Raw genomic sequence first — 16,038 nt, forward strand, 5'->3', positions numbered from 1 at the left:
GCGTAGAGACAAGATGTACTTAAGTGTCCGCAGAAAAGGAACAATTCAAGCATCTTTATAAAGCCTTCATACGATTCAAATTAGCAGTTTTCGCATAATGTACAAGTGTCATTTTATCGTTTATTTTCCATCTATCTTCTATTCGAACATAACCCATTTTTTCATATAGATAACAGTTTCTTTCTTCCTCTAAAATGGTATCCAACTCCCATTTAACAGCTTCGGGATACATGCTTTCTAATCGAGATAAGACTTGTTGAGCAATACCATTCCCTTGGTAATCCTCTAATATGTTTATCATATGAAGTCGCATTACTCCAGGAGATTTCGCATATACATGGACACTACCTACTAGGGAATTAGAATACATTATTTTATAAAAATCACCTGTATTTAAACGCTCCTTAAATCGCACAAGTGTCTGAAACACTGGACTTGTTTCATGATCTTCATATTTTTCATAAAGTGGTGTAAAAACTTTTTTCTGTAATTCAAACAAAGATTCTGTATCTTGAAGCGTTGCTCTTTGCAATGAAATACTTGAGTGGATTATCTCGAATAAAGGTTCCAAAATTTCATACTGAATAAATTCCCCACTACTAACTAGCACTTTTATTTCATCCATAGTTGCCCACTTTGCATCTGCCACTTCTTCGTATTGTAGACTCAAATTGTTAATATCTATGTTTTGCTTAACAAGCCAATGGTCGTCAAACCCTCTGGAAAATTTTATTGTAAATAATATTTCCGCATTTTCCATTCGCAAATCTAGACCAAGCTCTTCTTTTACCTCACGGATGGCGGCCATTTCGCTCGTTTCACCCGCAAGCGCAGAACCGGCTGCTGCACAGTCCCACAAATTAGGCCAACCTTTTTTCCAAGGTTGTCGTTGTTGGATTAAAAATTGCCCCTCTTCGTTCATAATCCAAATATGAACAACTTGATGAAAATCACCTTCTTGCATTTCTTCTCCACGAATATGTGTCTTTCCCGTTTTCTCTCGATTTTCATTGTAAATGTCCCAAATTTCCATCTTCACACCTACACTTCTAATAGTTTGATTGAACTAGTATATCATGTGATTAATATGGAAGTATACGTGATATGAAGCGGCATACAAAGCAATTATTTGACAATACATAGATTTAGTGAGACAATATAATTTGTTAACAATTTTGGTATGACATAAATCTTAGAAATTTGGCATTCTGCTTTATGTGTTTTTGATAATACTTATTCACACTGGCGCGACTACAGGGTCGCAAGGACGTAAAAGAAGGTAGGGTTTACGTTGCTTAGGTTAGAAGGCAACCAGTGGAACAATTTACCGCGGCATTGAAAGAGGAACCTTTCATGGAAATTATTCCCCGAACTTGTTCGGGATGAAATTTAAAATTCAAAAGTTATGTTTTACCTATACAAAAATCAAGGGGTGTTCTCATTAGAGAGCACCCCTTGTCCAATTTATAAACGTATTTCGTTTTGTCTTTTATTGTATTCCTTAAAGGTGATCAAATAAATAACCCCACTAAGTAGTGCTAAAATAGCCAAAATGACAAAAGTCCAACTAAAGCCTATCCATGTTACAAGCGGAAACACAAGTGGAGCAATGGTTCGTCCGATGGTGTAACGTAGACTCGCTGCAGCAAAGTATTGCCCTCGCATATCATCCGGCGCTAATTTAGAAACAAAGCTTTCTTGTAACCCAACTGTAGCTAACTCCCCTAGTGTAAATATAGCCATCGCAAGTAGGAACACCCAGAAGTTTGCAGTCATCGGGAAAACGAACATCGCAACCATATATAAAAATGAGGAAAAGAAAAACACCCATTTCTCCGGATACTTCGACATCCATCTTGTTACGACAACAGTGAATAGGACAACTAATAGTCCATTCTCAGATAACAACATACCAAAAGAGCCTTCTCCTGTAACAGCCCATTCTCTGCCAAATAAATTCCCTAACACTTGCTTATCAATTGCTTCTTTCATATAAACTGGTATTAACATATCTAATTGCATATACGTTTGACCGAGTAAAATGCCAGCAACAACAAATAAGAAAAATACTTTATCTTTTACAATTAACCCATAAGTTCGCACTTGCTTGATTACTACTTGTATCCAATTACTACCGTCATTTGCCATCTGTTCTTTCATTTCTTTTGGCAATGTTTCTTCTGTCCAAAAACGAAGGGCAAGCCCAACTATACAAAAGATAAATCCACTTACTAAAAGTAATAGAAAACGATATTGAAAGAATAAAACTGCTCCGACAATAGGACCAACTACTACAGTAATATTCACAGATGTATAAAACATAGAAAAAACAGTACTTCTTTGATGCTCAGGTACTACATCCGCTACAATTGCTTGGCTCGCTGGGTGATAAAATGAACCAGCTACACCGACAAGAGCAAATGCTACGAAACTAATTGTTGGCGAGTTCAACCAAGGGGAATTGGCAAATGCAAATAGGATGAACATAATGCCCTGAGAAGTAGCAGAAAAGAATAACATCGTTCTTCTACCAAAACGATCCGCACAGTACCCTCCTATCAAATTTGCCGCAACTCCAAATACTTGTGATATTACAAGTAAAATTCCCGTCATACTCGTTCCAAATTCCGTAGCAAAATAAATCGCAAGAAACGGAAATACCATCCAAAAACTTAAATTGCTAAAAAACTCTCCAAATAACCTTACTTTTAAACTTCGATCCCAATCTTTAATTCTCATCATTTGTTCCTCACATCTTATAGATTATACAATCCTACCATAACGTTTCGGATTTCGAAACAGAATAATTGAAAAATTTCTTCATATCAGGACGAAAGTTTAACAAAAGATAGTTGTTCAAGACTAATTTTTACATTAAAGCGTTAACTACATGAAGAAAATTTATAAAAAACTCCTCTACAACCTATAACTATTTTCCATTATCAGTTAGAAAATGGCTGTTCGATACCAACTAATAGCTAACCGAGACTAAATTACTTACAAGCGAGACCAATTTCATTGAAGTCGTAACCATTTCACCTAGAGCCGAGACCATTTCTCATAATAAAGAGTTAACTCCATGCCCATTTAATACACTAAAAAACACGAAGGCATATTAACCTTCGTGTTCGCTTGTTGTTAAATTTACTTTCCCTCTCTTAGAAGGAAGCATATTAAATAATATATTCAATACAATTGCTGTCATACTTCCTGCAACAATCCCGTTACTTGTCAAAATTTGAACACCAGATGGAAGTGAGTCAAATAAGTTAGGAACTACAGAAACTCCAAGTCCCATACCAATAGAACAAGCCATTATCATCGCATTATCTTGGGAGTCCGTAGCTGTAGCTACTTTGCTAAGCATTTTAATTCCTTGCGCAACTACCATTCCAAACATAGCTAACATTGCTCCGCCAAGAACAGACACCGGGATAATGGTTGTGATTGCGGCAATTTTAGGAATGAACCCAAGTGCTATCAGCATACCACCTGTAATATAAATAACGTTTTTGGACTTAACTCCTGACATTTGCAGAAGTCCAACGTTTTGAGAAAAAGTAGTATATGGGAATGAATTAAAAATACCACCAAGTAGTACTGCAATACCTTCAGCACGATACCCCTTAGATAATTCTTTTTTTGAGACTTTTTTATCTACTATATCTCCAATAGCAAAATAAACTCCTGTCGATTCAACTAACGAAACCATTGCCACTAAAATCATCGTAATAATAGGCGACCAGTCGAATGTTGGTGTCCCGAAATAAAAAGGGTGTACCATATGAAAAAGATTAGCTTCCTTAAAAGCCGTAAAATCTACTTTCCCCATAAATATAGATGCAACCGTACCCGCAACTAAGCCAAGTAAAATACAAACAGATTTAACAAATCCCGTCGAAAAACGATAAAGTAACACGATAAAAAGTAAAGTACCAAATGCTAATAGAATATTTGAAGTCGACCCAAAGTCTTCTGCTCCTTGGCCACCACCCATATTCGTAATAGCAACAGGAATTAGCGTAACTCCAATAATCGTTACAACAGAACCAGTAACAACTGGGGGAAAGAACTTCACAAGTTGACCAAAAACTCCACTAATAACAATAACAAAAATACCAGAAACGATGATAGCACCATATATAGAGGAAATCCCATACTCTTTTCCAATACCGATCATCGGACCAACCGCAGTAAAAGTACATCCTAATACAACAGGAAGACCAATTCCAAAAAATCGATTACTCATTACTTGCAAGATGGTCGCTACACCACACATTAAAATATCAATTGCAACTAAATAGGTTAGTTGATCAGAAGGGAGCTCTAGCGATGCCCCAACTATTAAAGGAATCATAACAGCCCCTGCATACATAGCAAGGAGATGTTGGATACCAAGTGTGGTATTTTTCAATGTATTGTTCATCTAGTGGAATCCTCCTCAAAAAATTCCACTTTCCCATTTGCTAACGATTTAATATTCGCAAGTGAATCTACTCGTACTCCAAGCTCACGAACAAGTGCTCCACCTTTTTGGAATCCTTTTTCAATTACAATTCCAACCCCAGCAGTTTTAGCATTTGCTTGCTTCACAATATCCAACAAACCAAGCACTGCTTGTCCATTTGCAAGGAAGTCATCAATGATTAAAACAACATCTTCACTTCCAATAAAGTCCTTAGAAACCGATATATCATTCGTTTCATTTTTTGTAAAAGAATGCACCTGTGCTGTATACAAATTATCAGATAGCGTTAAAGACTTACGTTTTCTTGCAAAAACAACAGAAACTCCAAGTGTTAAACCAGCAAACATAGAAGGTGCAATCCCAGATGATTCAATTGTTACTATTTTAGTAATCCCAGCATCTTTATAACGACTAGCAAATTCTTCCCCAATCGCTTGCATCAATACTGGATCAATTTGATGATTTAAAAACGTATCCACTTTTAATACATTTTCGGATAGAACCTTACCATGCTGCACGATTTTTTCTTTTAATAGTTTCATTATTAGAGGATCCCCTTCAATTTTAAATTGACGAACACAAAAAAGCTCGAAGACATTGTGTCCATCCATATTAGGAGTGGAACAATGCCATTCGAGCTGAAAATTCGAACAGAAATAAAAGAATTTATGACAAAGATGCCATAACTCTATTATTGTATTGCCACTCATAGTCAGCTCATTTACGGTAAGCCGGTAGAAACTTGCAGGCCATATTCCTGCGATTATACGAGAAAGTGCTATTAGAATATTTCTCATTATAGCACGATAAAGGTCGAATACAATAACCTATATTAATGTTGTATTATTCTTAAAATTCCGTCCAGTTATCAATTACAAATTATTTACTTTTTGCTTTTTAAAGACTGGAAAGCAAGGATAAAATAAGCGGGATCCACTTGAATATTGTAGGGAAAAACACCTTGGTTTGTATGTAAATACAAAATACCTCCGCCAAAAGAAAAAGGTTTATGTGATACATCTATAACATGATCAAGCTCAAACTGATGTCGTGCCGAAGTAATTCCATCTAAATTTAGTTGGAGCTCGAATTGCATTTCAATATGCTGCATTTGATAATAAAAATCAATTTCCCGCTTCACTTCAATATAGCCAATCGAATGATCACTCAACATCTTCCCCTCCAATATCACTATACAGTCTATCATATTTTGGCGAAAATATTCAGAACCATCCAATTGTTACAAAGGTGTTACTGGTGCCAGGCACCTGTAACATACTTGTCATAAATGGTTAGATTAGTTTTACGAAATGTGCGGTTTGCGCTTCTAGTTTCTCCGATGCTTTGGAAATCTCTTTAAATTCTTCTAAAGCAATCCGAATTTCATCTTGGCTTTTTTCAATACTTTGTTGTGATTTCGCATTACTTTGCGTTACTTTATTAACTTGTTTTGCAATGCCTTCAATATTTTCACGCACTTCTACTATAGAAGCCTCCACTCTTGCTGCTAGTTTACGTACCTCTTGTGCAACGACATTAAATCCACGACCATGTTCCCCTGCACGCGCGGCTTCTATCGCTGCATTCAATGCAAGTAAATTTGTCTGTGCAGCAATTTCTCGAATTGTTTGTACAATACCTCGAATAGAGTCAGCCTGAACTTGTAAACTTACCAAAGTAGCTGTGCTTTCTTTTGCACCCTTTGCAATTTCATCAATTGTCTCTAAGAGATCTTGGCTTCTTTTCATACCAGTTTCCGCACGGTTGTTTAATCCCTCTGACATCTCATTTAATTCATTTGTAACAACCATAATTGTTTGATGACGTTCGGTTACGTTTGTGGCAACTTTTGTAACGCCTAAAACTTGACCGCTCTCTCCAAAAATGGGCATGTATGTTGCTTCAAGCATGACACTATTTCCATTTGCATGTTTACGTTCTACCTTATTATGAATGGTCTTCCCTGCAAATAAATCACGCCAAAACTGTTCATATTCAGTGCTATTCGCATACTTTGGAAAACAAAAATCACGATGGTTCATCCCCATCACTTTTTCCTTCGTATAACCAAGCTCATTTGCAAAGTTATCATTTACATATGCTACTCGACGATTTAAGTCAAAACGAATAATAGCTAAACTCTTTTCTAAAGCATTTACAACTGTCATATCATTTACTTCTTCAACTTGTGTATAATTCATACCGTTTCCCCATCCCCTTAATTACTCAAACCGGTGCATATGCTGATAAATCCAATACAGTTCTCTCCCCTAATGCCAAACGAGCTAGCTCTGCTCCTACAAAAGGTCCAGCAGTTAATCCCGAAGCTCCTAAGCCATTTGCAAAATAAATCGAGTCAAAGCCAGGGATCTTCCCTATAATAGGAAGAGATTCTGGTGTATATGGTCTAAATCCCACTCGCACTTCCTCTATAAGTGCAGTTTCCAATACTTTTGCAATACTAGTAGATTTCTCGATTAATTCTAATTTTCCTGCTTCTGTTACACTAAAATCAAATCCTGTATTCTCTTCATAAGTGGAACCAGCTACAACTTTCCCATTATCAAATGCAAGCAAGTACTGATTTGTCGGAGGTATTACGACTGGCCAATCTCCAGTAGCTTCATTTTCTATCTTAAAATGCATAATTTGAGCTTTTTGAAAACTTACTTTCATATCAGCCCCTAACTTGGAAGGAAGTTCATTACCCCAAGCTCCTGCTGTTAAAATGATTCGATCTGCGTTTAGTAGTTTTCCATTGACTAAAATACCATCATTTGAAAGCTCTGCATTTCCGTAAATCATTTCCGCTCCTAGTTTTTGGGATGCCTGAATTAATGCGTCTCTCATTGCACGGCCATCTACACGGGCTGCTCCTTCTACATAGAGAGAGGAAAAATCTTCTGAAATAAGTGGAAAAAGCGTCTTTGTTTCTTCTGGTGTGAGTATTTTAAGTTCGCCTATTTCCGAGGCATCTTCACGCTTTTCTATCGCTCTCTCTAGCATTTTAAGTAACTTTTTTTCATCATTTTGAAGTGCAATTGCGCCTACCTTTTTATAACCAGTTGATGTTTCACCTAAGGATTCGAGTTCCTCTACAAGTTGCTTGTAATATTTCGCTCCATTTTTCACAAGCTCGTACCATTTTTTATTTCTTCTTTGTGATATCCACGGACAAATAATTCCCGCTGCAGCATCAGTTGCCTGCCCTAAATCCTTTCGATCCACGAGTGTCACTTTTACGTTATTTTTAGCAAGATGATAGGCAGTAGAAGCTCCTAAAATTCCCCCACCTACCACAATATAAGAAGACATTTATTACTCAACTCCACTTTCTAAAATAGAAAATGTAACATTTTCACAATCAATTTCTGCCATAACCCCATATGGAAGAACGAATTTCGGTTCTGTATGTCCAAAGTTCATATTATAAAGAATCGGCAAATCGTTCAAATCAAGTTCTTTCATAATTCTCAAAATAGATTTTTTGTATTCCTCATAATATTTCTCTTTTTGAGGCTTCCCAAAAATAATTCCTTTAGCTTTTTGTAAAATTCCTTGTGAGCCATAATTTCGAAGCCAATACTCAATAAGAGTTGGTTCAGGCATATCTTCTGATGTTTCGAAAAATAAAATACTATTTTCCCAATTAGAGGCTTCAGGCCAAAGTGAAGTTCCTTTCGCAAATTCTAACACTTCGATACATCCACCGATTAATCTGCCTTGGACAACTCCAGAACCTTGAAGCAATTCATAGCCCTTATTCACATTCATTTGTCGTTGTGTATGCTTGTTCTCTATAATCCATTCTAAACGTTCACTAGTCCATTCAGTTGCTGGTTTTACTTCACCAATAACATCATTCGAGAATAAAGACTTTTTCACTGCTTCTGCCGTGTATTCATGCATTTCCACATTTTCAGCAAAATCCATAAGCACAGATGGACCATAAAAAGAAGAAATACCTGCTTTATGGCAAAATAAATGCGTCACGGTAGAATCCGAATAACCAATAAATACTTTCGGATTGTCACGGATAACATCAAAATCAATATATGGCAATAGTCGAATGCTTTCGCTTCCACCAATATTCGAAACAATCCCTTTTATCGTCGGATCCTTAAATGCATTCATTAAATCTTCTGCACGCGCTTTTGGATTTTCATATAAATAATCTCCGCCTTTTAAGCTATTAGCCATAGCCACGACCTCTAATCCAAAAACTTTTTCTAGTCGTTCTACACCTTGCTCATATCTCCACTTCAAATCGGATTCTCCTGCTCCACCCCAAGACAAACTAATAGTAGCCACTTTATCTCCAACTTGAAGCATTTTTGGTTTTATTAGCATTAGAAACACTCCTTTTAATCCTATTATAATCCAAACATTTCATCTTGGATGTCTTTTTTTGAAATGTTAAGATAACTTCATTCTAAGCATAAAAAGCAACCTCATGCACTTCTTATTGGTTCAATAAAAGCACTAGATGTTTCTTTACATCTCTCAAACATAACTATAAAAATCTTTTTAGCATATTAATTGATAACAAAGCATACCATTTCATTACCCATTATAAATAAGAAGATTCTATTCTGTAATGCTTTTGGTAAACTGCCGTAATATTCCTGTAATAAAATTCTGCTAATATGAACCTAGACTAAAAAGCAAGGAGTAGAGTATTTGAGAAAAGTTCTTGGAACACTCATCATCATAATTGCATTATTGGTTAGCGGGGCAAATACAAGCTTAGCCGCATCTTCAACGTACACAGTACAAAAAGGGGACACATTATATAAAATTGCAAAATCGCAAAAAGTGTCTATTGCCAACTTAAAATCTTGGAACAACTTGAAATCAGATACTATTCAACCAAAACAAAAACTTGTGGTTGCCTCTAATGGAAAAGCAGCAAAAACTAAAAATCCTTCTCGTTCTAACTCGGAGGATAAAGTAGTGAAGGAAATAGTAGTTTCAGCAAGTGCATTCACTGCAAATTGTAATGGTTGCTCAGGAGTGACAAGTACAGGTATTAATTTAAAAAGAAATCCAGACGTAAAAGTAATCGCTGTCGATCCAGATGTTATTAAACTTGGGACAAAAGTTTATGTAGAAGGTTATGGTTATGCCATTGCTGCTGACACAGGAAACGCCATTAAAGGAAACAAAATTGATGTGTTTTTTTCTTCCACAAGCGACGCTTATAAATGGGGACGTAAAACGGTAACGATTAAAATTCTTGAATAAAAAAAGATCAACCAACTTTCTCCTGAGAAAGTTGGTTTTTTTCTTCTCCTAATAATAACGCTTATAGAATGCATCCTTGAAAAAAACACCCAACACTCTCCACATTTATTTAGTGGAAGTATAGGTGTTTTTATCTTACACTTTAAATTTAGATATTAGTGTTTGTAGTTCTTCTGCCATTTCTGATAGCGCGTTAGACGATGCTGCAACTTCTTGCATCGAGGCAAGCTGTTCCTCTGTAGCTGAAGATACTTCTTCCGTTCCCGCCATTGTAGCCGTAGCCACTTCATGGACAAGATTTACTGAACTTAATACTTGCTCTGTACTTGCTGCCATTTGCTGTACAGCAGAAGAAACTTCGTGCATGTCATGCGTTAGTTCCTGCACAGATTTTTCAATTTGTCCAAATGAAGCACCAGCATTATTTACAGTTAGAATTCCCTGCTGAACTTCTTCAGTTGCCTTGTCCATTGATTTCACTGCAAACTGTGTTTCTTCTTGAATTGCAGAAATAAGATCCGAAATTTTATTGGCAGAATTTGATGACAACTCGGCCAGTTTCCTCACCTCATCTGCTACAACTGCAAATCCTCGTCCTTCTTCCCCAGCTCGCGCTGCCTCAATTGCGGCATTTAACGCAAGTAGATTTGTTTGTCCAGAAATATCGGTAATGACTCCAATAATGGAGCCAATTTCAGTCGAACGATTTCCAAGATTTACGATCAATTTACCGAGTCCCTTTACAGTTTCATTGATTGAATTAATTTGCTTAATTGCATGTTCAATTGTTTCATTTCCTTCACGCGCTCTTTCAGAAGTTTCATCCGCTATTTCCGCAACATGTTGGATTGTTGTTGCAATTTGATTGACACCAGAAGACATTTCATTCATGGAAGAGGTTGTTTCTGTAACACTAGTCATTTGTTTATCTGAACCGATTACTAACTCTTGAGCAATATTTGCAATATGCTCCGTCGCTTTGTTCGTCATCTCGGCGCCAGCAGTCAATTCTTCCGAAGAAGCTGCGACCTGTTGAGACGTTTGGGAAACCTGTCCTATTAAATTTTGCAATCCAGTTAGCATTGAGTTGAAAGATGCAGATAGTAAACCAATTTCATCTTTCGATTTGTATTCTCCACGAATCGTAAAATCACCATCTTCAGCTTTAACCATAAGCTTTTGCATGGATGAAATTGGTTTTGTGATTAATCGAGAAATATAAATACCTAAACCTAAAGAGATAATAACTGCGAGTATTGCCAATGAAATCATGATAATTGTTGCTTGTTGCTGCGCTTTCTTATTCGTATTGCTTAGTTCATCGGCAATTTTTATATTGTACTCACTAAGTTCTTTTGAATTGTCCGAAATCACTTTTCTTACATCTTTTACTTGCGACACATAATAATTATACGCTTCTTGTTTCTGACCTTTATTTGCTAGATCAATTACATAAGCAAGTTCTTTTTCATATACATTAAAGTTATACATTAAAGGTTCGTATTTTTCCTTTTCGAAACTATCGATACCAGTTTCAAAGTATTCTTTTAGCGTTTGTTTGTTTTGGGTTATGACGTCATCTAGTTTATTTTGTAAATCAGCTTTCATAGACTTATCATCCGTAATCATCATTTCCAAAGCGTATGATTCCATAGTACGGTTATAGTTACGTATTAATATAAGATCTTTAATAGGTATTAGCCGGTTATTGTACATATCTTCACTATTATTAGCCATTGTTTTCATATAAGTAAATCCTGCAACACTAACCGCTGCTAGAAAGACTATGTTTGCAATAATGAGTATTAATAGTTTCATCCCAATCTTCATGTTTTTCATTTCATTTCTCCCTCTTTCTTAATACTTAAATGATACAAGTACATTTTTTCAAGCATTTACTTACATAAATATGACATTATATTTATATAATACGAAATTTTTAATACAATAATACTATCCTCTCATTTCATAATAACTATTCCTTTAGCACTAATCAATAGGAAGGTCATAATTTTTTGAATTAAATAGTAATTTGTAGAATTATGTCGTAATAAAAAATGATAAATAGAAAAGCTATTAACCAAAGTATTCAAAGATTCCATGGATAATAGCTTCATAATACGATTTTTCATGAGGAACAAAGTTATTCTTTGTAACTATTTTTTTAATAGAAACTCTATTATCTGTTGAAATTACTTCAAATCCTTCTACTTGTATTTCTTCTAATTCACCTAACCAAAGCGCCTCAAATTGCTTGAATTCGGCCCGAACGATTCCGGAGACTTCTTCTACTTGGAGGGCAAAATCATCAAAACTTAAAGAGCAATCATATACGAAAACATTCGCTAGCTCCTTATCAATAAGGTTTCCAGACGTGACAGAGTAATCTATTATTCCTAGAGAAATTAGCTCCTCAAAAGAAACGCTTATGCCAAGTTCTTCTTTCACTTCTCTAATACCATCTCGTACAGTCTCATTAGCCAATAAATGCCCAGCAGCCGTGATATCCAACAATCCCGGATAATCTTTTTTCGAAGCACTTCTAATTTGCAAATAGATATAATCAGTTCCTACATCTCTCCCAATAATCCAACAGTGAAATGTTTCATGCCATAATCCTAATCTATGTACTTCTTCTCGCGTTGCCTTACCTATCTCATTTCTACCTACATCAAATACCTTTAACACTTCATTTTCCATGGAAATTCCTCCTATATCAAAAATTTTCATACGATGTTTACAAAATACATATACTACAGGGTGAGAGTCTAAATATTATACGGGTGGTGTTAATGCCATTAGAAAATTTTCTATCCTTTTCGTTGCTTTTTTAGTGTTTTTTATTGTTTGTACAACCATAGGTCATGCATCAACAACTGTATCTCATCACGTAGGGCTCAGTGATCAATTGCTAGATTTTAGTGATATCAAAGTTATAAGTGAAGATACGAAAGTTCCACTTGAAGAAATTGCTGCATTTTTAGACATCCCATTTGATCTTAAGAAAGGCATTACCTATATCCGGAAAAACGGGATAGAAATTAATTATAATGAAAACTCGAAAATAACATCTAAAAATGGGGTACCACTTGATTGGTTCCCTATTGTTAAAGTAAATGGAAAGCTTTTCATTAGTGTTAACTATATCGCAATAGAAATGGGTTATAAAGTTCATGATTTTCCGAAACAGCATACGCAACGAATATATAGAGATGACTATGGACATATGTCTCATGATGACTATGAAATTTATTTGAACCAAATTTTAAATAGACAAACATCAACTTTACCAGCAAAAGCAGAAGAAAAAGCGAAACCAACTATTTACTTGACGTTTGATGACGGTCCAAATAAATTTACAACGGTAAACAACGCTACATTAAAAAAATATAACGTCCAGGGAACTTTCTTCTTTGTCGGAAATTATATGAAAAAGAACGCATCCATTATCGATTCCGTCGTAAAAGATGGGCACTACATTGGAACACATAGCATGACCCATGACAAAGAGAAAGTTTACAAGTCAGCGAAATCATTCATCAATGAAATGAATGAAGGAGCAAAGCTCATCAAACAAATGACTGGTAAAGAAGCAAAACTCGTCCGTGTTCCATATGGCAGCAAACCTGATCTTTCGGCAGCAATGCAATCAGAACTTCTTAAAAATAGCTACAAACTATGGGATTGGGACGTCGATTCAAAAGACTGGAAATACACAGATAAAGAAGCTGATCAAATTGTGAAAAACGTAAAAGTCGGAATTGAAAAATCTTACAAATCAGGAGACCGAGACATCATTGTGCTACTACACGATCGAAGCCAAACAACAAAAGCCTTACCACAAATCATCGAATGGCTACAAAAAGAAGGCTATGCCATCAAAGCATATGAACCCGAGCATCACATCGTCAAAAACTTCCTACGTGACACATCCCTCTAACCAATTATTACAGGATTATTACAGGTGCCTGGCACTAAAACTAACGCGAAAAACGTGACTAACATGAAATTTGAAACATTCATGTTAGTCACGTTTGTTTTGATAATCGTGAATTTTTAAATTACAAAACTTCTATTTGTTGTTTCTTTTAAATTGTTCTAATAAGGATTGAACTTTTTCTCTTTGGTTCATCGTTTCATTTTCTAGTAGGTCAATTTGATACGCATCTTCCAAGACAGTGATCGAAACGATATCTCCTTCTTTCAGGAGTGTATGTATCTCCGAGAAAGGGACAAGTAAGTTTTCTGTTTCACTTGGATAATCTAAAAATATCGCAAATCCATCTTCAAATCGATCAAGTGTATATTTATTTGACTTCACTGATGATCTCCCCTTTTCGTTCGTAAGCAAAAAATACTTTTCATAAAAATATTCCTTTTAATAACTGATGCCTATTTTAACATAGTTGATAACATTGGAAAAACTTTTGACAAATTGACTATTAGTATCATATAATTATCAATTGTGCATTACAAATAACGTGGTTCGAGAACCTCCCACGTAAAAAAACTAAGGAGAAATGAATAATGAAAACAAAAACTCTTGCAACAAGCGGGATTATCGCTGCTTTATATGTTGCTGTATCGTTACTAGTAGCACCCTTTGGATTTACGGCAGTACAATTTCGTATTTCCGAAATGTTTAACCACCTTGTCGTTTTCAATAAAAAGTTCTTTTTCGGAATTGTGCTAGGTGTATTTGTAACAAATATTTTCTCCCCAATGGCGGCATATGATCTCATTTTCGGGGTAGCACATTCTGTCATTTCTTTATCTATCACTATTTTTGCATCGAAGTTTATTAAAGGGCATATTCCACATATGGTATTTAATACGTTAATCTTTACGGTTATGACGTTTATCATTGCCTTCGAATTAAAACTTGCATTTGACGCACCATTCCTTTACACATGGTTAACTGTTGCAGCAGGTGAATTCGCCGTATTAGCAGTAGGTATTCCAGTTATTACCGCATTAAATAAACGCTTAAATTTTAAAACGCTCATTTAACTAAAAAAGCACCCAATTCTGAATTAGAATCTGGACTAACCTAAAATAATGAGACAATATAAAACACCTTCGATAGTGGTACACTTAAAACAAGTACTTAAATCGGAGGTGTTTTTGCATGGGCAAAAACGTGTATTCAAGTGAAATTAAATGGGCAGTCGTGAAAGATAAAATGAGCGGTCATCTTACGACGAAAGAAATTATGGAGAAATACGGAATTAAGAATAAATCTCAAATTGAGACATGGATGAGATGGTATAGAGCGAATGAAATTCATCGTTTCGATCAACCGATCGGGAAGCAATATTCATTTGGGCATGGACCTGAATTTAAGAGTGAAGAAGAGAAGAAAGATACACAAATGAACCATTTGAAAATGGAGAATGAGATTCTAAAAAAGTATATGGAAATGGTAAAGGAGTTGAAAAACAGCTAGTTCTTCAAATCGTGGAAAAGTATCGAAAAAAATATACAGTAACGGCAATTCTGTCAGCCCTTCAGGTGCCTCGATCCACCTTTTATCGTTGGTTAGCAGAAGGTGTAGAATACGTTCGAACCAAAGCAGAAGAAGCAATCATCGAACTATGCAAGAAAACGAAATACCGCAATGGTCATCGTAAAATTAAGGCGTTATTGAAAAGAGAATATGGAATTGAATTAGACCGCAATACGGTCCAGAAAACCATGCAGAAGTATAATCTTCAATGCAAAGTGAAGCAAAAACGAAAATGGAAATCACAAGGAGAGTCAGTAGTAATTGCCCCAAATTTATTGAATCGTAACTTTACAGCTAGTAAACCGAATGAAAAATGGGTAACAGATATTACGTATATTCAATATGGTAGCGTCACTTTATATCTTTCGACGATCATGGATTTATATAATAATGAAATTGTCGCTTATAAGCTCTACAATCATCAACAGACACCGTTGGTAATAGATACGCTTAAAGAGGCATTGATAGCTCGTGGAAATCCGCAGGAAGTCATTGTACATTCTGATCAAGGGAGTGTTTACACATCATATGCGTATCAGGATTGCTTGAAGGAGAATCATCTAGTGAGTAGCATGTCCAGACGCGGCAACTGTTGGGATAACGCTGTTATCGAATCCTATCATTCTAGTTTAAAAACAGAAGAATTTTATTTAACTAAGTTTAATTCATTGAGCAATATTTGCGTTATACAACGAATTGACGAATATCTTCATCATTACAATGAAGAACGTATCCAAGAAAAATTAGGCTACCTAACACCAAAAGAATTTGGCATTGCGGCAGCCTAAAATAGGTGTTTTATATGTGTCTCATATCGCTA

At 35.6% G+C, this 16,038-nt stretch carries 15 protein-coding genes, 1 pseudogene and 2 riboswitches; of the genes and pseudogenes, 4 read left to right on the plus strand and 12 right to left on the minus strand.

Annotated elements, in window-relative coordinates:
- Nucleotides 1-55 precede the first annotated feature (55 nt).
- The 9 genes and pseudogenes from ACEPXG_RS14920 to ACEPXG_RS14960 all read right to left on the minus strand — a co-directional run bounded on the left by ACEPXG_RS14920 (nt 56) and on the right by ACEPXG_RS14960 (nt 8,818).
- On the minus strand, nt 56-571 hold the full coding sequence (locus ACEPXG_RS14920; RefSeq protein WP_391209940.1) for a GNAT family N-acetyltransferase: 516 nt from the start codon (nt 569-571) through the stop codon (nt 56-58).
- A pseudogene (locus tag ACEPXG_RS14925) lies at nt 551-1,033 on the minus strand (NUDIX hydrolase); the annotation flags it as partial. The pseudogene ACEPXG_RS14925 and the gene ACEPXG_RS14920, both read right to left, overlap by 21 nt.
- Nucleotides 1,034-1,464: 431 nt before the next feature.
- Nucleotides 1,465-2,742, minus strand: coding sequence for an MDR family MFS transporter (locus ACEPXG_RS14930; protein WP_391204001.1), 1,278 nt, complete (start codon nt 2,740-2,742; stop codon nt 1,465-1,467).
- 373 nt (nt 2,743-3,115) lie between these two features.
- The gene (locus tag ACEPXG_RS14935; RefSeq protein ID WP_391204004.1) at nt 3,116-4,426 is read right to left on the minus strand and encodes a nucleobase:cation symporter-2 family protein; all 1,311 of its coding nucleotides are present in this window, start codon (nt 4,424-4,426) and stop codon (nt 3,116-3,118) included.
- Nucleotides 4,423-5,010: a xanthine phosphoribosyltransferase gene (locus ACEPXG_RS14940; protein ID WP_391204008.1), complete on the minus strand. Its 588-nt coding sequence runs from the start codon at nt 5,008-5,010 to the stop codon at nt 4,423-4,425. The genes ACEPXG_RS14935 and ACEPXG_RS14940 overlap by 4 nt, the downstream gene beginning before the upstream one ends.
- 147 nt (nt 5,011-5,157) lie before the next feature.
- Nucleotides 5,158-5,259: riboswitch (purine riboswitch) on the minus strand.
- Between the two features lie 92 nt (nt 5,260-5,351).
- A complete protein-coding gene (locus ACEPXG_RS14945; protein WP_391204011.1) occupies nt 5,352-5,642 on the minus strand; it encodes a hypothetical protein in 291 nt (96 codons plus the stop codon).
- Nucleotides 5,643-5,760: 118 nt separating this feature from the next.
- Nucleotides 5,761-6,669 carry a methyl-accepting chemotaxis protein gene (locus ACEPXG_RS14950; protein WP_391204014.1) on the minus strand — a complete coding sequence of 303 codons (909 nt, stop codon included), beginning with the start codon at nt 6,667-6,669 and terminating at the stop codon, nt 5,761-5,763.
- 25 nt (nt 6,670-6,694) lie between these two features.
- The gene (locus ACEPXG_RS14955; protein WP_391204017.1) at nt 6,695-7,783 is read right to left on the minus strand and encodes an NAD(P)/FAD-dependent oxidoreductase; all 1,089 of its coding nucleotides are present in this window, start codon (nt 7,781-7,783) and stop codon (nt 6,695-6,697) included.
- 3 nt (nt 7,784-7,786) lie between these two features.
- Nucleotides 7,787-8,818: a S66 peptidase family protein gene (locus tag ACEPXG_RS14960; RefSeq protein WP_391204020.1), complete on the minus strand. Its 1,032-nt coding sequence runs from the start codon at nt 8,816-8,818 to the stop codon at nt 7,787-7,789.
- 330 nt (nt 8,819-9,148) lie between these two features.
- On the opposite strand from ACEPXG_RS14960, the gene ACEPXG_RS14965 reads away from it, so the two are divergent.
- The gene (locus ACEPXG_RS14965; protein ID WP_391204023.1) at nt 9,149-9,712 is read left to right on the plus strand and encodes a 3D domain-containing protein; all 564 of its coding nucleotides are present in this window, start codon (nt 9,149-9,151) and stop codon (nt 9,710-9,712) included.
- A 135-nt stretch (nt 9,713-9,847) separates the two neighbouring features.
- Here ACEPXG_RS14965 and ACEPXG_RS14970 read toward each other — a convergent pair whose 3' ends face one another.
- Entirely contained in the window at nt 9,848-11,551 is a 1,704-nt protein-coding gene (locus ACEPXG_RS14970) for a methyl-accepting chemotaxis protein (protein WP_391204026.1), read from the minus strand.
- Between the two features lie 237 nt (nt 11,552-11,788).
- Entirely contained in the window at nt 11,789-12,412 is a 624-nt protein-coding gene (locus tag ACEPXG_RS14975; RefSeq protein WP_391204029.1) for an NUDIX hydrolase, read from the minus strand.
- A 133-nt stretch (nt 12,413-12,545) separates the two neighbouring features.
- Between ACEPXG_RS14975 and ACEPXG_RS14980 the strand changes: the two genes are divergently transcribed.
- Nucleotides 12,546-13,652: a polysaccharide deacetylase gene (locus ACEPXG_RS14980; RefSeq protein ID WP_391204032.1), complete on the plus strand. Its 1,107-nt coding sequence runs from the start codon at nt 12,546-12,548 to the stop codon at nt 13,650-13,652.
- A 132-nt stretch (nt 13,653-13,784) separates the two neighbouring features.
- On the opposite strand, the gene ACEPXG_RS14985 is transcribed toward ACEPXG_RS14980, so the two are convergent.
- A complete protein-coding gene (locus ACEPXG_RS14985; RefSeq protein ID WP_391204035.1) occupies nt 13,785-14,033 on the minus strand; it encodes a DUF3006 domain-containing protein in 249 nt (82 codons plus the stop codon).
- 154 nt (nt 14,034-14,187) lie between these two features.
- Nucleotides 14,188-14,232, plus strand: a riboswitch (PreQ1 riboswitch).
- A gap of 7 nt (nt 14,233-14,239) precedes the next feature.
- Here ACEPXG_RS14985 and ACEPXG_RS14990 point away from each other — a divergent pair.
- Nucleotides 14,240-14,722 (plus strand): QueT transporter family protein, encoded by a 483-nt coding sequence (locus ACEPXG_RS14990; RefSeq protein ID WP_391204038.1) that lies wholly within the window; start codon nt 14,240-14,242, stop codon nt 14,720-14,722.
- A gap of 118 nt (nt 14,723-14,840) precedes the next feature.
- A protein-coding gene (locus ACEPXG_RS14995; protein ID WP_391202224.1) for an IS3 family transposase occupies nt 14,841-16,006 on the plus strand; the annotation gives its coding sequence in 2 pieces (ribosomal slippage) (nt 14,841-15,117 and nt 15,117-16,006; 1,167 coding nt in all).
- Nucleotides 16,007-16,038 lie beyond the last annotated feature (32 nt).

The sequence above is a fragment of the Psychrobacillus sp. L4 genome, from assembly GCF_042944905.1.
GTDB lineage: Bacteria > Bacillota > Bacilli > Bacillales_A > Planococcaceae > Psychrobacillus.

What these genes read in the sequence shown, in the direction of transcription:
- ACEPXG_RS14930 (WP_391204001.1), bottom strand. Translation starts at nt 2,742, where the DNA reads ATGATGAGAATTAAAGATTGGGATCGAAGTTTAAAAGTAAGGTTATTT.
- ACEPXG_RS14935 (WP_391204004.1), bottom strand. Translation starts at nt 4,426, where the DNA reads ATGAACAATACATTGAAAAATACCACACTTGGTATCCAACATCTCCTT.
- ACEPXG_RS14940 (WP_391204008.1), bottom strand. Translation starts at nt 5,010, where the DNA reads ATGAAACTATTAAAAGAAAAAATCGTGCAGCATGGTAAGGTTCTATCC.
- ACEPXG_RS14945 (WP_391204011.1), bottom strand. Translation starts at nt 5,642, where the DNA reads ATGTTGAGTGATCATTCGATTGGCTATATTGAAGTGAAGCGGGAAATT.
- ACEPXG_RS14950 (WP_391204014.1), bottom strand. Translation starts at nt 6,669, where the DNA reads ATGAATTATACACAAGTTGAAGAAGTAAATGATATGACAGTTGTAAAT.
- ACEPXG_RS14955 (WP_391204017.1), bottom strand. Translation starts at nt 7,783, where the DNA reads ATGTCTTCTTATATTGTGGTAGGTGGGGGAATTTTAGGAGCTTCTACT.
- ACEPXG_RS14960 (WP_391204020.1), bottom strand. Translation starts at nt 8,818, where the DNA reads ATGCTAATAAAACCAAAAATGCTTCAAGTTGGAGATAAAGTGGCTACT.
- ACEPXG_RS14970 (WP_391204026.1), bottom strand. Translation starts at nt 11,551, where the DNA reads ATGAAAAACATGAAGATTGGGATGAAACTATTAATACTCATTATTGCA.
- ACEPXG_RS14975 (WP_391204029.1), bottom strand. Translation starts at nt 12,412, where the DNA reads ATGGAAAATGAAGTGTTAAAGGTATTTGATGTAGGTAGAAATGAGATA.
- ACEPXG_RS14990 (WP_391204038.1), top strand. Translation starts at nt 14,240, where the DNA reads ATGAAAACAAAAACTCTTGCAACAAGCGGGATTATCGCTGCTTTATAT.